Source organism: Mycetohabitans endofungorum (assembly GCF_037477895.1).
Lineage (GTDB): Bacteria > Pseudomonadota > Gammaproteobacteria > Burkholderiales > Burkholderiaceae > Mycetohabitans.
In genome coordinates this window covers 322,444-336,960 of record NZ_CP132744.1, presented here as the reverse complement: position 1 = coordinate 336,960, position 14,517 = coordinate 322,444, and the positions used below count along the sequence as shown (strand labels likewise).

Below are 14,517 nucleotides of genomic sequence, written 5' to 3'. Positions count from 1 at the left end.
GAGAAGAAGCACGGAGAATCGCAGATGCTGCGCTGGTTGATTGCAGGATTGCTAGTGGCGAACGTACTCGGATTCGTGACGCTCAGTGGCGCGTTTGGCCCGGCTCCGGCGGCCGGTCCCAGGGAGCCGTTTCGCCGGAGCAGCCAAGTACGTCCGGATGCACTGCGCGCCCAGCCGCTCGACCCGGCACAGCCGCAACCGCAACCACAGCCACAGCCACAGCCGGTGATCGGCGGGCCGGGCCAGGATTCGGGGATGGCCGCGTACGCGCTCAGCCCGTGATCAGCGGGAGCGTACGCGCTGCAACAGCTTCGTCGTCGAGCGGTCGTGCTCAAACGGAATCGCTAGTGCGCGGCCGCCCCAACTGCGCACCCATGCCGATTCCGGCAGCTTGTCCATGTCATAGTCGCCGCCCTTGACCAGAATGTCCGGGCGCAACGCGCGGATCAACTCGATCGGCGTCGGCTCGTCGAACAACACAACGTAATCAACGCTTTCCAGCGCGGCAAGCAACGCCATGCGGTCCGCTTCCACATTGATCGGGCGATCGTCGCCCTTGCCGAGCTGCCGCACCGACGCATCGCTGTTGACGCCGACCACCAGGCACGCGCCCAACGCGCGGGCATCGTCTAGATACGTCACATGCCCTCGATGCAGGATATCGAACACACCATTGGTGAACACGACCGGCGCACCGAGCGAGGCTCGGCACCCGAGCAACGTTTGCCACTCGACGATCTTGCGCTCGAATGAAGCCGGCATGGGCCTACGCCGGCTGCGCTGTGCCGCTCACGTCGGTATCGCGCTGCAGTCGCGCCACCAACTCCTTGCGGTAACGGTTCAATTCCTGCGCCGTCGTGAACGTGCGCTCGAACAGCAGCGACAAATTGTGCAGGATCCGCTCGATCACCTTTTTTTCCCACGTGTCGTCGAATCGGATCTGTTCGTCCAGCCAGCGCTCAAGCCATTCCGGGTCGGGCAGTCGCGATTGCACGGTGTCCCGCGGAAACAACTGTCGGTTCACGTGCAGGTTCGTCGGGTGCAGCGGCTTCTCGGTACGCCGAGCCGACGCCATCAGCACGCCGATTTTCGCGAATGCGGCGCGCGCGGAGTCGCCGGCCGTGGCCAGTGCCTTCTTCATATACCGAAGGTAGGCACCGCCATGCCGCGCCTCGTCGCGTGAAATCGTCTCGTAGATGTGCTTGATTACCGGCTCTGTATGCCACTCGGCCGCACGGCGGTACCAGTGGTTCAACCGGATCTCGCCGCAGAAATGCAGCATCAGCGTTTCCAGCGGCGGCGCCGGGTCGAACGGGAAGCGCACCGCGTGCAACTCCTGCTCGGTCGGCACGAACTCGGGGCGGAAGCGCCGCAGATACTCCATCAATACCAGCGCATGCTTTTGTTCCTCAAAGAACCAGACGCTCATAAACGCGCAGAAGTCGCTGTCGTTATGGTTATCGCGCAGGAACATCTCCGTCGCCGGCAACGCGGACCATTCGGTGATCGCGTTCATCTTAATTGTGTTCGCTTGTTCGTCAGTCAACATCGACCCATCGAACTTGTCCCACGGGATGTCCTTTTCCATATCCCAGCGAACCGATTCGAGCGAGCGGTAGAGTTCCGGATAAAGCATGGTGTTCATGGTGCCACCCTATCAACCTGAAAAGCGTAGACTGCGTTGCGCCCGTCATCGATATCGTGCGCCGCATGGTTCGACCCGGCAGACGGGCAAACGCAGGATTTTACGTGAGCGCGGCCCGCCCAGGTGCGGAAAAATGCCGCAGCGGGCGACGCCTTCCGAGAGAGAATCCGCGTTGCCACGCAGCGTCTGTTATCCATCGTGTTTGGCTGTTGCGCGGCGCCAATGTGCGGCGGGCGCCAATGTGCGGCGTTCCAATTATGATAGCACGCGGTGTTGACGCCACTGCGCGACTGCACTATCGATGTGCGTCATCGACACCAAGTGTTGGATCCCCTGTTGCGCGAGGCGGCGCGGGACGTTGCCGCCGCTGGTCCACAATTGCACTTGCGGCGGCAGCCGAGTCTGCAGCTCGCTGGCCGCGCGCGCCGCAGACTCGGCGTCGGGTGCGGCTGCCATCGATAACACGACCATGTCAACATCGCTAGCGCGCGCCGCGTCGGCGATCTCATCAATCGATACATCAGCACTCATCACCGTGCAACGGCAGCGGGAGAGCACAAACAAGACTTCCATCATCGCCAGTTGCACATCATGCGCCGCGCCCGGGACCGCTGCCAGTAACGCGCAGGGCCGGCCCCGTACGCCATCCGTGAGCAGCCGCACCGCACGTCGGAAAACGTCCTGCAGCACTTGTCCAAGTGCCGGCGCATGCGCGGCGCTCGGCGATCCGCCCGCCGACGCCTGGACTACCCGCGCGCCAAGCGGGATCGCGATTTCGTCGATGAAGCGCTCGATGCCCACGCGCACCAGGCGCCACATCAGTTCGTCGCGCAGCGCCGGCCAACGCTCGGTATCGATCAGTTCGAGCAGCGGCACCAAGTCCACGTGGGGTGACACCGGCGTGCTCTGGCGCACCATCGTACGCAAAACCGACTCAGAATGCAGCAACACGTTGCCCGGACGATGCCCGGCCTCCAGCAACTGCTTCACAAGCCGCAGCTTGCGGACCTGCTCGGCCGGATACAGGCGTTCGCCACCCGTGTTGCGCAGCGGCCGAGGAAAACCGTATCGGCGCTCCCAGACGCGCAACGTATCCTTCGTCAAACCGATTTCATGGGCAAGGGCACCAATGCCGACCGGCGATAGTGACGGCTCGGGCACGCCAGTATCGTCATTGTGCATCCGGCCACTCGCGCCGTCGCCATGCGCCGGCCCCCAATCTGCTGCCTCTGCCGTTTGCCCATCGGCGGAAATGTGCTTGGCCATAGGTGTCGTGAAGCTTCGCCAATGCGGCGCGCCCCTTATTGTTCAAACGTGGCCGCCAATCCTAACCCTAATTCACGCTTTTGGGGACAGAAGAAAGCGGTTTGTAACCGACAAATTCGCAGCTATACGCGGACAAATCCCGGACAATAGGGCAAGATGGGTTCGTTTGGTTCGCAGGTGCCGGCCACATCATGGGGTATGACGATGGCGGTCTACAGGTCGAGCAACACGCTGGCCACGGTCTGCTGGCCGATCTACGCAAGGGTCGGGCAGCCAGCGGCGCAGGAGCATCCGGCATCGATGTCCGGTGCTATTCGGCGGTCCGGCCGCGGCGCCCGCGCACGCTGGCCGCCGGCATTGTTCCCTTGGTGCGCCTGCGGGCCGCTGACGGCCTATTGTCCGCGTCGGCGCTACTGCCAGTCACGGCCTTATTGCCTGTCGTGGCCGTGCCACTCGTGGCGTTACCATGAGTGGCAGCGTTGCGAGCCGTTGGGACCTTGCGACCCGTCGCCGTCGCCAACTTGATGCGCGTCGCAGATTTATCCTTCGCAGCGGACCCGCCGTGCTTCGCCGAGCCACCGTGCTTCGCCGAGCCGCTGCGCCTCGCCGACTTGCCTGCCGCCACCGACGTGCCGCTTGAAGCCATCCCGCTTTCCGCCATGGCGCCGCCCTGGGTCGCCGATCCGCTTGCAGCTGCTGCCGCGCGCTTGGACAGCGCGCGGACCTTTGTAGCGGATCGGCCCGCTCCCGCCGAAGCGCTCGGCGACGAACACCCCAGCCCCTCGTCGACCCGCTGCCGCATCGCTTCCTTGATATCGTCGGCCGACACCGATGCACCGGGCATCGTATGCGGCGCAACCGCGAACCGGGCAATCTGCTCGAACTGCGTCTGCAGCAAGTTCCACCAGGCTGACACGTCGAGCGGCTCGCCAGCCCTGGACGCGGCCGCGCGCTCGCCGGCACCAGCCGCCGCGGCAGCGGCGGCGGCTTCACCCCGCGACGTATCCGGTGTACGGCGATCCGCTGGCGCGCCGTCCTGCGTATCGGGCCCCCGCTGTCCGGCAACCGGTTCGCCCGTCTGCGCCGCCCGTATCCCGTGCGCCGCCGGCGCGTCCCGTTGCGGCGATGCCTCGCCAGGGGCGGCCGGGTCCGCGTCGGCAGGTCTGGTGGCGCCGGCCGCGCCTTCCATCGCACCCTTTACCACATCGCTCGCGACATCGTAAAACGCCCTTGCGAACGCAAACGGATCCGCGGCCGCCGCTTGCTCTGGGGGATCGTCAGCCGCAGGCGCCGCATGCGAGCCGGTCCGCCGGGCATCATCCGCTCCGTTTGCTCCGTTTGCTCCGTTTGCTCCGTTTGCTCCGTTTGCTCCGTTTGCTCCGTTTGCTCCGTTTGCTCCGTTTGCTTCGTTTGCTTCGTTTGCTTGACCCGCTGCGGCCGGCGGCGACCATGGCTCACCGCGCGCATCGCCACTTATGCCGGACTCGCCCGACGGACGGCCTGCGCCAGACGCGCCGTCCGGCGCAGACGTCATCGGCGCCTGCACGAATGCGCCGAACGCGCGCAGCGTCGCAAGCGTCGAGCGTTGCACCTGCAGCGCCTGGATCATCGACTGCAGCATCGACAAGTTGAGCTTGAGCCACTGTTCGACCGCTTGAAGATCGATGATGCGCTTATCGAGCTCCTCGACGCTCATCAGCTGCGCGACGATATCCGGCCTGGGCCCGAGCGGTGACGACGTCGACCCGCCGCCGTCTGCAAAACTGTCCGGCATGCGCATCAGCTTGAGCAAGCTGTCGAACATCTGATAGCCGGCATTCGGCGAAAACTGCGGGAATGACGAAAATGGGTTATTGTCGCCTGACTCGCTCATTGATCCTGCCTCCCTCTGCCACTCGGTCATAATGGGCATCGTCCAGTCAGAACGGCGCACCGTCTGGAAACCGTGGCGCGCGACGCTCGCGCAGCGAATGAATGCCTTCGTGCACGTCCTGCCCACCGAAGCCGAGGAATTCCAGCGCCAGCGATGTATCGAACGTCGGGCCGGCGCTGCGTAGCCAGTTGTTCAACGCGTACTTGGTCCAACGGATGGCGCTTTGCGAGCCGTTGGCCAATCGCTGCGCCAGCTCAAAGGACTTCGGCACCAGGTCGATATCGTCGACCGTCAGCGACACCAGGCCAATACGCTCGGCTTCGTCGCCGGACACCGGCTCGCACAGCAGCAGGTGATACTTGGCCTTGGCCATGCCACACAGCAGCGGCCAGACGATCGCCGCGTGATCGCCGGCGGCCACACCCAGCCGCGTATGTCCGTCGATAATGCGCGCGCTTTTCGCGGCGATTGAAATATCGGCGAGCAAGCCGGCCACCAGGCCAGCCCCCACCGCCGGACCGTGCATCGCTGAAACCACCGGCTTGCTGCAATTAACCAGGTTGTAGACGAGGTCACGCGCCTCGCGCCATACCCGCGCGCGCACCTGGAAGTCGTTGGCCATCTGCTCGACCAATGCCAGATTGCCGCCGCCGGAGAATCCCTTACCTTCGCCGCGGATGATCGCTACCCGTGTGTGCGGATCAGTGTCGATGTCGCGCCAGATATCCGCCAGTTCGCGATGCATCCGTTCATCGGCGGTGGCCAACGCGCTCTTGTTGGCCCCTTCACCACTCATGATCACTTCGAGAATCCCATGCTCGTGTCGGCGCAGCTTTAGCGCTTCGTAGCGGGCGTAGTGTAGGTCGTTCGGAAAATCGTTCATCGGCCTGTCCGGAAGCGGGCGGCACGCCCGATAGTCTGAACACTAGCAGACGCCCGCCACAATGGGAGAGGAAGTTGAAAACGAGCGCGGTGATATCGGCGAAGACAAGGTGCGCTCTGGCATTCAGTCGATCGAGGTCGGCTTTAAGCTGCTCGCGGTGTTGATCAACAAACCACATGCAATGATGCTGCGCGATTTGGCACAGCGCTACGAACTCGGCGACTTTACGCTGCAGATGGGCCTGGCGCGACTCGTGCGCGTGGACGGCATGAAGCTCGCGAATCGCATTGACCAGACTACGTGATCAGCTCGACCAGACGGTGGGCATCGCAGTTTGGGGCAATCAGGGCCGACTGTCGTACACTGGACGGAGTTGAGCCATCCAGCCAAAGCCTCGCTCAAGCTCGGCGATGTAATGCCATTGCTCAGTTCGGCCACTGAGCGACTGTTTGCTACCTACCTGCCGTGCAGCGGCGATAATCGAGCACGAACTGCGCGATGCACGCGCGTCGCAACTGCCCAATGCCCCGCGCACGCAGCGGATGCCAAAGCGCTATTTGCCACGGTTCGCAAACACGGTGCCGCACGGACGCAGGGCATGCTGCTGCCGCCGCTCTATGCGTTCTGCAGGCCAGTGTTCGATGCCACTGGAGCGCTCGCGCTGATCGCGGCCGGACAGGAAGGCACGTTTGATATCCGCTGGGGCGGCGAAATCGACGTGGCGCTGCGCGACTGCGCGCAATGGCTGTCCTATGCAATGGCTGTCCTATGCAATGGCTGTCCTATGAACTGGGGTACGATCGCGCATGCAACGCGTAGTGCCCGCCTGCTTGGAAATCCATGGCGGAATTGTCTTCGCACGCCGCATCGCGGCGGCCCAGCACGATCGTTGCCAGCCACTCATGCCGCCGGCATGCACGCGGGCCAGCCACGCGCTGGGTCGTCACCTTGGCGCTGGTATTGCTCGCCCATGCGCTAGCTGGCGTGTGGTTAGAACGCGTGCCTGGACTGCACCCCGCACTGATGCCGAGCGAGATCCCCATCCAGGTCGCCGTGCTGATACCGCGGCCGATCGACTCGGCGATGCAGCACGAGCGCGCCGCGTCGGTGACCGGTGATGCGCCACACGCGGCGCCTCTCTCGCCGTCCAGCGCGGCAGCCCTGCCGTCCAGCGATGTCTTGCAAGCGGTGGTACCACAGCCGAACACGTCCCGTGCTACGCGCGCCGACACCGCTGGCCTGCCGCCCGCCCGGACACCGCGCGCGAAAGACAACACCGGGCCGGGCGCGCTGACCCCGCACACACCGGCTGACAAGGCCGCACAGGCCTTTGCCGGCACACGCGGCCCGCTCGCCGGCGAATACGGCGCCAGCTGGCAACCGCAGCCGGCCACGCGCGACGCGGTGGCGAGCGGCGCGTCGCCGCTGGACGAGGCGTCGCGCGCAGCCGATGCTTCGGCTACTTCGGCTACTTCTGGTACTTCGACCGCTTCGAGCACATCAGCCGCCTCAGCCCTGTCGCCGGCCTCCGCGCCGCTCACGCCCGGCGGCGAAAAATTCGCGCTGCCCCCGAGCGCAGATATCCGGTACGACACTTTCTACAACGGCGTGCAAAATCAGGCTGGCACGCTGCGTTGGACCACCAATGGCACACGTTACCAAATGGTCGTCTCGATGACGCTGCCGTTCGTGGGCACATACAGCTTCACCAGCGAGGGCCGCGTCGACGCATTCGGGCTCGCGCCACAACGCTACGTGGAACAGCGCGGGCGCCGAGGCACCGATACGACGCGCTTTGAGCGCGACACGCAGCCGGGACGCATCGCGTTCTCGCGTTCGCCTCAAATCGTGCCACTGTCCGACGGCGCGCAAGACCGCTTCAGCATGGTGATGCAATTAGCCAGCCTCGTGCGCGGTAACCCGTCGGCCTATACACCGGGCGTCGCGCGTCAGTTTTTCGTCGCCGACAGCGACAGTGGCGAGACCTGGTCGATCGAGATGATTGGCACCGAATCGGTGCAGACTCGGCAAGGATTCGTTGATGCATTACATTTCATGCGCCTGCCACGCCGCAATGGCGACCGACGACGCATCAACGTATGGCTCTGCCCCATGCTCGATTACTTGCCGGTCAGGCTAGTGCAAACCGAGCCAAACGGCACGCAAGTCGAATTACTGTGGCACGGCAAGCTGCCGGCGAACAGCGGGACAGGCCGGCCCATCCTATCCGAGGCGACCGGCATGTCCGAAGAAAAGACCGTCGCCCCGGCCGAGCCTGCTCAGAAGCGTCCGGCGCCCGCGACCGCCGATGCACCCACATCTGTGCCGGGCATAGGCCATGCTGAATCATCGCCATGGCAAGCACCGGCGCAACCGTAGCGCGGATGCTTCGCTTGGCCGTTCAGTGCGTCGGCCTAGCGCTGGAATCCTTTTTCTGCACCGGCGGTCGAATCGGTAGATTCGGAACGGCAGTCAGCTCAACAACATAACGTAATGTAATCGCAGGGAATACCCGTTCCGGGTCGGCCCCTTGAATTTCTGATTAACCTCTCCATCTACGGTGCAAACCGTGGCAGAGCAACAGAATTGAGGAGTGTCGCCATGCAAATGATCTACAACAGCCCGAACTACTGCGTTGTCGAATTTGCCCCCCAAGCTGAGCACGGCACCATGCTGTCCGGCGGATTCGAGATCGTCGACAAAAATGCGCAGCGCGAGATATTCATCGACGGCTCGATGGCGGCGCGCTTTCGCGAGCACGTGCAGCGCCTGATCCAAGCGCAACCGTCGCTGGAGGAAGTCGACGAATTCCTCGGGCAATTCGACAGCCTAATGAACCAGCCCGTCGTGCTGCACTGATCTTCGATCGCTGGCGGACTCCCCAAGCCCCCTACCGGATGTGAACCGACCCCGCAAAGTTGGACAGTTTCGGAAAGCTAGGGCTGACTGGGCTGAGTCCTGTATTGCACAGGACTCAGCCCTTTTAATTTGAGCTTGATGCAATCATGGTTGTAGTAGTGGAGTAGCGTGCCAGACTGATCTATAGTTCATCCAGGTTGTGCAAGCTCATCCAGGTTGTGCAAGCGCTCAAAATGGAAGAGTTCGGACTTAAGCGTGCCGAAGAAATTCTGCATGGCGGCATTATCCAGACAACTGCCCTTGCGAGATATGCGTTGGGTGAGCACGCGCTGCTTAAGTAGGCGGCCATACGCGGGCATTGGGTACGGCCATTCATTTTTGCGGCAAGCGCGCCGATTTGCTCAAGCTGTTGTGGTGGAGCGACAATGGCATGTGCTTATTAATGATGCGACTCGAGCAGGAATCCTTCATATGGCCGCCAGCCGGCAGCGGCGTCATTTGCTTGAGTCCGGCACACTTCGCGCGCTGCAGAAGTCGAGCATCTGAAGCGGCTCATTGCCAAGTTGCGACGCATGCAGTTCGGCCGCAAATCAGAGAAATTGGATCACCAACTCAAGCTACACCTGGAGAGTCTACAGGCGTATCTGCGAAATGTGCTGGGGCGCATCGCGGATCATCCGATTAACCGGATCGATGAACTGCTGCCGTGGCATCTGGATCAGTCATCGTGCTCGAGTGGTGTATCGGCGTATTTAGAACAACGGTGTGAACGCGGACCTCACATCAATCCCGGAACAACTTGAGCGTTTGGTTACGCGGGCATAGCTCCGGATCATCGGCATCATCCATGAGAATCAGAAACGCCGACGGTTCCTCACGCGCATCCTCGAACGTGATCGTGGCATGGGAAGCAACAGGATCGGCCGCCTTGGCCCATCGACAAACGGCGCGTTGGGCAGAATGATCGTGACAACCCGGTTCGTAACGTAAAGTGGCTCTAGCGGCATGCGGTGGGTCCTCGTGTCAGAAGGCCAAATGCTAAAGCAAGACGATCCCGCAACGCTTACGCGCGATCGTGTCGTGCTACTCAAACGCGAGCGTGCCGGATCAATACACGAGCCGAAAAATTACGGCATTGACATATCAACGCTGGCGCGGCTGATCGAGCGAGGCGAAATCTGATCCATTTCAATACGAATACCTCTTTTACGAAAGGTACGGCGCCCCTTTCACTGTCGGAATAAAAGGTAGCTACAGGTCGTGCATTCTAGAACTCGCATCACCAGCCCATTTCAACTAGGTCCCATCGCGCGTCCAGAAATCCGTAGGCGTGGCGATGGGATACCGATCCGCCAGCGCCAACAAATCCTTGTCCCCCGTAATGAGATACTGCCCTTTCGCTGCCAGCAGCGTAAGTAATACGGGCTGATCAGCGGAATCGCGCAAACTTGCGTCCTGTGCGCCCTCTGGCTCGACTACATCGGCCAATAACATAAAACTGTCGGCTAGGTCGCGAATTTGCGCCGGTGTCATGCCTGCCCTAGGCAACCGCGGTAGAACCCGGACCATCTCGTTTAAGAGGTAGTGCGACAGTGCCACCTCCAACCCGCCCTGGCGCCAAGCCGCGACGATGCGCCCAGGCATGCTGCTCGAGTAAGCCAAGCCTGATACCAGCATAGGCTTCGGCGATTCGGTCGCTGAGCGCATCGAAGCAGTCCTGCATACGCCGGATGCGGGTGAATAATTCGGCGTCGACGAGCGCTGCGACCGGCTTGCCGTCCTTATTGATCACGATACTGTCGTTGCGATACTGTACCTGATTGAACATTTCACCTAGGTTTTGTCGGAAGTTCACGGCATTGACTTCGGTAATCATCGCACCCTCCTTTGCCATATTAATCATAATGATCATATGGCTAGAAATGAGCGCGGCGTCTAACTCCGGATCGATCGAGCGTGACAGTCGCCTAAACTTAATTTGTCACGGCGGGTGGCGCAGATAATGTGCTGGCGCCTACATTAATGGAAGAGAGAGGTATCCGGTGGTCCATGGTGAATCCTAGGATGGTGTCACCACTTGAAGATAGACGGTGAACTGACATCACCCTGTCCGACTTGCGAAGGATCCCCCGGATAAACGAAGCATGCGGGTTCAGCCACTGGTTAATATAGTTAATGTGGCAGACTTCTGAGCCAAGGCACGCTGTCCTGGAATCGCGCCCGGGCCGGCTCGGAGAACTGGTTGGCTTCCATAAAGCGGGTGATTTCAACCACCGCCATATTCCATTGATGATCGTCTAAGTTACTTATCGCACCCTGCGCTCGAAGTCTGCTAAGCACATCGCATAAGGTAGCTTCGCTCGCGCCATTCAGTAGGCTCAACCCCCGCTGCCAGACCCACTTTGCCAGTGCATCGTCCAGTCTGTGGGTATACATGAATAGGCCGAGTGCGGCCTGCGCACGCTGCGCTGGCAGTACGCGAAGCAATGCCGGTTCCAGTAACTGCAGTTCGTGTGCATAATGCTCGCTCGGTAAATCCGTCACCCCCTCTAGAAGATAGCGTAGCGCAGCGCCCAACTGCCCGTCAGGCAGCGACAGCGCTACATCACGCAGCTGCGTGTACTGGGCGAGCCGCTCCGCGTACGGCAAAACCCATATGGCACTGGCTAACATGCCAACCGACTCGCCTTGATGAGAGGGCGGCAGCTGCAATGCTTGTTCGCGTAACACCGCATACAGCCCAGGGAGGCGGTCGTTGCTTCCAGCAAAGTGAACCATTCGCCGACACAATACCGGGATCAGCTCCGCTTGCTCGGACATCCTTAAGGACGCAAGCCGAGCCACGAGCGCCTGATAACGCTCGATAAACTCAGCTGAGCCAAACAACAAGAATCTCAAACTGTCAGCGAGTTCCGTCCAAACATTATCTTCTTCGGGTGCACGCCGCTGCGCCATCGCGTAAGCGAAGTCGAATAATTCATCCCGATGGCTCCAATGAAAATCGCGCAATGAGTGCAACAACAGCGCTTTTTGTATTTGCACGCCATCCTTCGGAATGCGCTGCGCCGCCGCGTACATGCGCTTAAAGGCTTCGCCCTGCTCGCGATATGGCAACGCTTCCAACCGCTGGCGCAGCGCGTCAAGCGGCTCGACGTGCTGCGCCGGATCGGCGAGCGTGCCGTCCATCTCACTGAGCAGCTGGTTGACTGACGCGAGGCTCACGGCTCGATTCGCTCGTTGCCAGTAACGGTAGACTACGCGCCGACTTTGCATCGCATGATACGTACGACGATCGGCTGCTGAAAAGTTTCCCACGTCTTGGACGGGCACGTAGTCACCGATCTGCTCAATCAGTTCGCGCGGCAGGTCATGATATGTCGTAGGCCGGCTGGCCGACGGGCTCGCCAGCCCACCGCTTGCTGGTTTCAGTATCGGCGGGGGCGCCGACGCAGCAGGCTGCGGGCACGACTCCAACGCATACATGTAGGCTTGGTAGTCGTTCAAAGCGGCATGCAGATCGAAGTCCATCTGTAAGCTCGGCAGTCGATAAAAAACGGCGCAATACGAAGTGAGGCCGCGCAGCAGGCTAGCTGAAAACGGGAAGCTGAGCACAGCGATGGACTGTGAACGCCATGTTCTTGGCGGATAGTGCCATGCCAATATGCGGAAATTGTTACATCGTCTGTTGACAACTCACACTTCTGAAGAAGCTTGTGCGAAGCTAACAGTGATAATCAGCAAGCAGCCGAAACAACGTGAGGATCAAATAATTGATGATGCAGATTCAGCTATTAATCTGGCCGACTTCTGAGCCAGCACGCACTGTCTTGGATCCGCGCCTGGGCTGGTTTGGAAAACTGGTTGGCTTTCATAAAGCGCGTGATCTCGCCCATCGCCACTTTCCATTGGCGATTGTTCCGACGCCATAGCACCCCATTGGCCCGAAGCTCGTTCAGTACCTCCCATAAAGCAGCTTCACCCGCCCCGTTCAGTAGACTCAATCCCTGCTGCCATCCCCGCTTGGCTAGCGTGTCATTGATGAAATAGATACTTCTAATGAACCCGACTGCTGCTTGCGTGCGCTGCGCCGTCGGCACGCGCGTCAAATAGCGTTCAAGCAACGCCAGCTCCTGCGCTTGTCGCTTAGGGGAGAACCTACCCAGTCCTTCGGGCAAACGCTGCAGCGCGACCCCCCATTGGTCGTCAGGCAGCGACAGCGCCCAGTCGCGCATTTGCACATACCGCGCGGATTGTTCCGCTTCCGGCAATTGCCACACGTAACTTGCTAACGCGCCGACCGATGCGCCTTGATGAGAGGGGGGCAGGCGTAACGCGTAGTCGTGTAAGAGCGTATAAAGTTCAGGGATGCGCGGGTCTGCTTGATTAAATTTATCTAGTAAACGGGTCAATGTGGGAATGATCTGCGCTTGCTCGGCTACGCTCAACGACGGCAGCCGTGCCAGAATCTTGTAATACCACTGAGCAAACGTAGGGGTTTCAGGTGTGTCGAGGGAAAAATTCGACAGCCCAAGCGCCAGTTCCGGCCATACATTGTCCTGCCCGGGCTCGCGCTGTTCGGCCAGCGCGTAGGCAAAGTCAAACAGTTCCATCCATTCGCGCTCATAGGTGAAATCCCGGTGCATGAGCAACAGCGCTTTTTGTATCTGCACGCCGTCTTGCGGGATACGCTGCGCGGCTGCGAATAAACGCTTAAATACGCGGGTGCGCCCGGCCTCCAACGTTTTCAAACGTTGGCACAGCGCGTCCAGGGGGTCGGCGTACTGCGCTGGATCAGCGAACGTGCCGTCCATCTCATCGAGCAGGCGGTGGATCGACTGAAAGGTCACCGCTTGTTTTGCTCGTTGCCAATAGCTATGAACAAGGCGTCGAGTCTGCATCGCATGATACGTGCGCCGGTCAACGGTGGCAAACGGCATCACGTCTTGGACGGGCACGTAGTCACCAATGCGCGCGATGATTTCGGTCGGCAAGTCCTGGTAGGTGGTGGGCTGCTTGGTCAAAAGGGGTGTCAGCGCGGCGTTGGATGGCTGCGGCGGCGGTGCTGCCGACGAGGCGGGTGCCGGGCGAGCCTCTAACGCGCAGATATAGGCCTGATAGTCGTTTAAAGCGGCATTCAGATCGAAGTCCATCGGCAAGCTCAGCAAGAAGTAAAGAAGACACCACGCGTAGCAAAGTTGCGCAGCAGGCTAGCGAAAAGTAGGCACAGGCGCGCAACGATACTTCACAAGCGCGAGGTTTTTGGCGGAGGACATAAGCTGGCGGATAAGCCGCGGTATGACAGGCGAGTGATGCAAGCGGGTAACGACAGCGGGCATCTGCCAGGCAATAACTCAATGTGCGTAGCACGTCAGGTCGTTTCAGCTAATACATTTCAGCCAAGCGGATCACATGACTTGACAATCGCCTGTAATACGCCGCACTTCGCTTAGTCGGTCAAGTGATCACGCTCGCGCGCAATGCGCAGTGAATATCGTTCAAGTTGCTGGTTCTCGATAACCAGCAATACGCTAATGTCGCCAGTGGTGTGAGCCAGCCCATTTGCTATTTGGACGAACTTGAGGCGGGCATAAGCTTGACCTTTTGCCGCTGCTGGACTTGTACAACGGCGAAATCGTCGCTGACGAGACCAGCCGCTGTTCGGCGTTCGAGGTAGTGAGCGCGATGCTCAAAAAGGCGCTGGCGCGATTGACGCGGCACGCTCAAGTCCGAGCTTTTCCATCTTGAGCGCTTGCGCAACCTGGATGAACTGCAGTTCAGTCTGGCACGCTACATCCACGACTACAACCACGATCGCATCAAACTCAAACTAAAAGGGCTGGGCCGTGTGCAATACAGGGCCCAGCCCAGTCAGCCCTAGCTTTCCGAAGCTGCCCAACTTTTCGGGTCAGTTCAATGTCCAGTGGTTTTTTTCTTTTTAGATGTTATATTGTGGCGCATTTGGGCACGCGCCGCCGCCGACCGTCACGACGT

13 protein-coding genes and 5 pseudogenes are annotated in these 14,517 nt (G+C 60.6%); 8 read left to right on the top strand and 10 right to left on the bottom strand.

Annotation, left to right across the window (positions count from 1 at the left end; genetic code table 11):
• Positions 1-24 precede the first annotated feature (24 nt).
• On the top strand, positions 25-282 hold the full coding sequence (locus tag RA167_RS01420) for a hypothetical protein (protein WP_076785992.1): 258 nt from the start codon (positions 25-27) through the stop codon (positions 280-282).
• Here RA167_RS01420 and rfaE2 read toward each other — a convergent pair whose 3' ends face one another.
• The 5 genes from rfaE2 to RA167_RS01395 form a co-directional block, all read right to left on the bottom strand.
• Positions 283-762, bottom strand: coding sequence for a D-glycero-beta-D-manno-heptose 1-phosphate adenylyltransferase (gene rfaE2, locus RA167_RS01415; protein ID WP_076785991.1), 480 nt, complete (start codon positions 760-762; stop codon positions 283-285).
• A gap of 4 nt (positions 763-766) precedes the next feature.
• The gene (locus RA167_RS01410) at positions 767-1,645 is read right to left on the bottom strand and encodes a ferritin (RefSeq protein ID WP_076785990.1); all 879 of its coding nucleotides are present in this window, start codon (positions 1,643-1,645) and stop codon (positions 767-769) included.
• A gap of 255 nt (positions 1,646-1,900) precedes the next feature.
• Positions 1,901-2,911, bottom strand: coding sequence for a MerR family transcriptional regulator (locus RA167_RS01405; protein ID WP_083706015.1), 1,011 nt, complete (start codon positions 2,909-2,911; stop codon positions 1,901-1,903).
• A gap of 310 nt (positions 2,912-3,221) precedes the next feature.
• Positions 3,222-4,784, bottom strand: coding sequence for a PhaM family polyhydroxyalkanoate granule multifunctional regulatory protein (locus tag RA167_RS01400; protein ID WP_076785989.1), 1,563 nt, complete (start codon positions 4,782-4,784; stop codon positions 3,222-3,224).
• A 46-nt stretch (positions 4,785-4,830) separates the two neighbouring features.
• Positions 4,831-5,667 carry an enoyl-CoA hydratase/isomerase family protein gene (locus RA167_RS01395; RefSeq protein ID WP_076785988.1) on the bottom strand — a complete coding sequence of 279 codons (837 nt, stop codon included), beginning with the start codon at positions 5,665-5,667 and terminating at the stop codon, positions 4,831-4,833.
• 61 nt (positions 5,668-5,728) lie between these two features.
• Between RA167_RS01395 and RA167_RS01390 the strand changes: the two are divergent.
• The 3 genes and pseudogenes from RA167_RS01390 to RA167_RS01380 all read left to right on the top strand — a co-directional run.
• Positions 5,729-6,427, top strand: a pseudogene (locus RA167_RS01390) (IclR family transcriptional regulator domain-containing protein); the annotation flags it as partial.
• An 80-nt stretch (positions 6,428-6,507) separates the two neighbouring features.
• A complete protein-coding gene (locus RA167_RS01385) occupies positions 6,508-8,046 on the top strand; it encodes a DUF3108 domain-containing protein (protein WP_237574370.1) in 1,539 nt (512 codons plus the stop codon).
• Between the two features lie 222 nt (positions 8,047-8,268).
• On the top strand, positions 8,269-8,526 hold the full coding sequence (locus tag RA167_RS01380) for a BTH_I0359 family protein (protein WP_076785985.1): 258 nt from the start codon (positions 8,269-8,271) through the stop codon (positions 8,524-8,526).
• Between the two features lie 77 nt (positions 8,527-8,603).
• Here RA167_RS01380 and RA167_RS01375 read toward each other — a convergent pair.
• Positions 8,604-8,864, bottom strand: a pseudogene (locus RA167_RS01375) (IS3 family transposase); the annotation flags it as partial.
• A gap of 20 nt (positions 8,865-8,884) precedes the next feature.
• On the opposite strand from RA167_RS01375, the pseudogene tnpB reads away from it, so the two are divergent.
• The 3 genes and pseudogenes from tnpB to RA167_RS01365 all read left to right on the top strand — a co-directional run.
• Positions 8,885-8,989 (top strand): annotated as a pseudogene (gene tnpB / locus RA167_RS15580) (IS66 family insertion sequence element accessory protein TnpB); the annotation flags it as partial.
• Positions 8,990-9,053: 64 nt separating this feature from the next.
• Positions 9,054-9,329: pseudogene (locus RA167_RS01370) on the top strand (transposase domain-containing protein); the annotation flags it as partial.
• Positions 9,330-9,561: 232 nt separating this feature from the next.
• On the top strand, positions 9,562-9,708 hold the full coding sequence (locus RA167_RS01365; RefSeq protein WP_170872370.1) for a hypothetical protein: 147 nt from the start codon (positions 9,562-9,564) through the stop codon (positions 9,706-9,708).
• Between the two features lie 114 nt (positions 9,709-9,822).
• On the opposite strand, the gene RA167_RS01360 is transcribed toward RA167_RS01365, so the two are convergent.
• From RA167_RS01360 to RA167_RS01345, 4 genes are all read right to left on the bottom strand, one after another.
• Positions 9,823-10,170: a putative toxin-antitoxin system toxin component, PIN family gene (locus RA167_RS01360; protein ID WP_083706012.1), complete on the bottom strand. Its 348-nt coding sequence runs from the start codon at positions 10,168-10,170 to the stop codon at positions 9,823-9,825.
• Complete coding sequence (locus RA167_RS01355; protein WP_083706087.1) at positions 10,067-10,402, bottom strand: type II toxin-antitoxin system Phd/YefM family antitoxin; 336 nt, start codon at positions 10,400-10,402, stop codon at positions 10,067-10,069. The genes RA167_RS01360 and RA167_RS01355 overlap by 104 nt, the downstream gene beginning before the upstream one ends.
• Before the next feature lie 296 nt (positions 10,403-10,698).
• On the bottom strand, positions 10,699-12,054 hold the full coding sequence (locus RA167_RS01350) for a hypothetical protein (protein ID WP_076785981.1): 1,356 nt from the start codon (positions 12,052-12,054) through the stop codon (positions 10,699-10,701).
• 263 nt (positions 12,055-12,317) lie between these two features.
• A complete protein-coding gene (locus RA167_RS01345) occupies positions 12,318-13,691 on the bottom strand; it encodes a hypothetical protein (protein WP_076785980.1) in 1,374 nt (457 codons plus the stop codon).
• 415 nt (positions 13,692-14,106) lie between these two features.
• On the opposite strand from RA167_RS01345, the pseudogene RA167_RS01340 reads away from it, so the two are divergent.
• Positions 14,107-14,404, top strand: a pseudogene (locus RA167_RS01340) (IS3 family transposase); the annotation flags it as partial.
• Between the last annotated feature and the right edge of the window lie 113 nt (positions 14,405-14,517).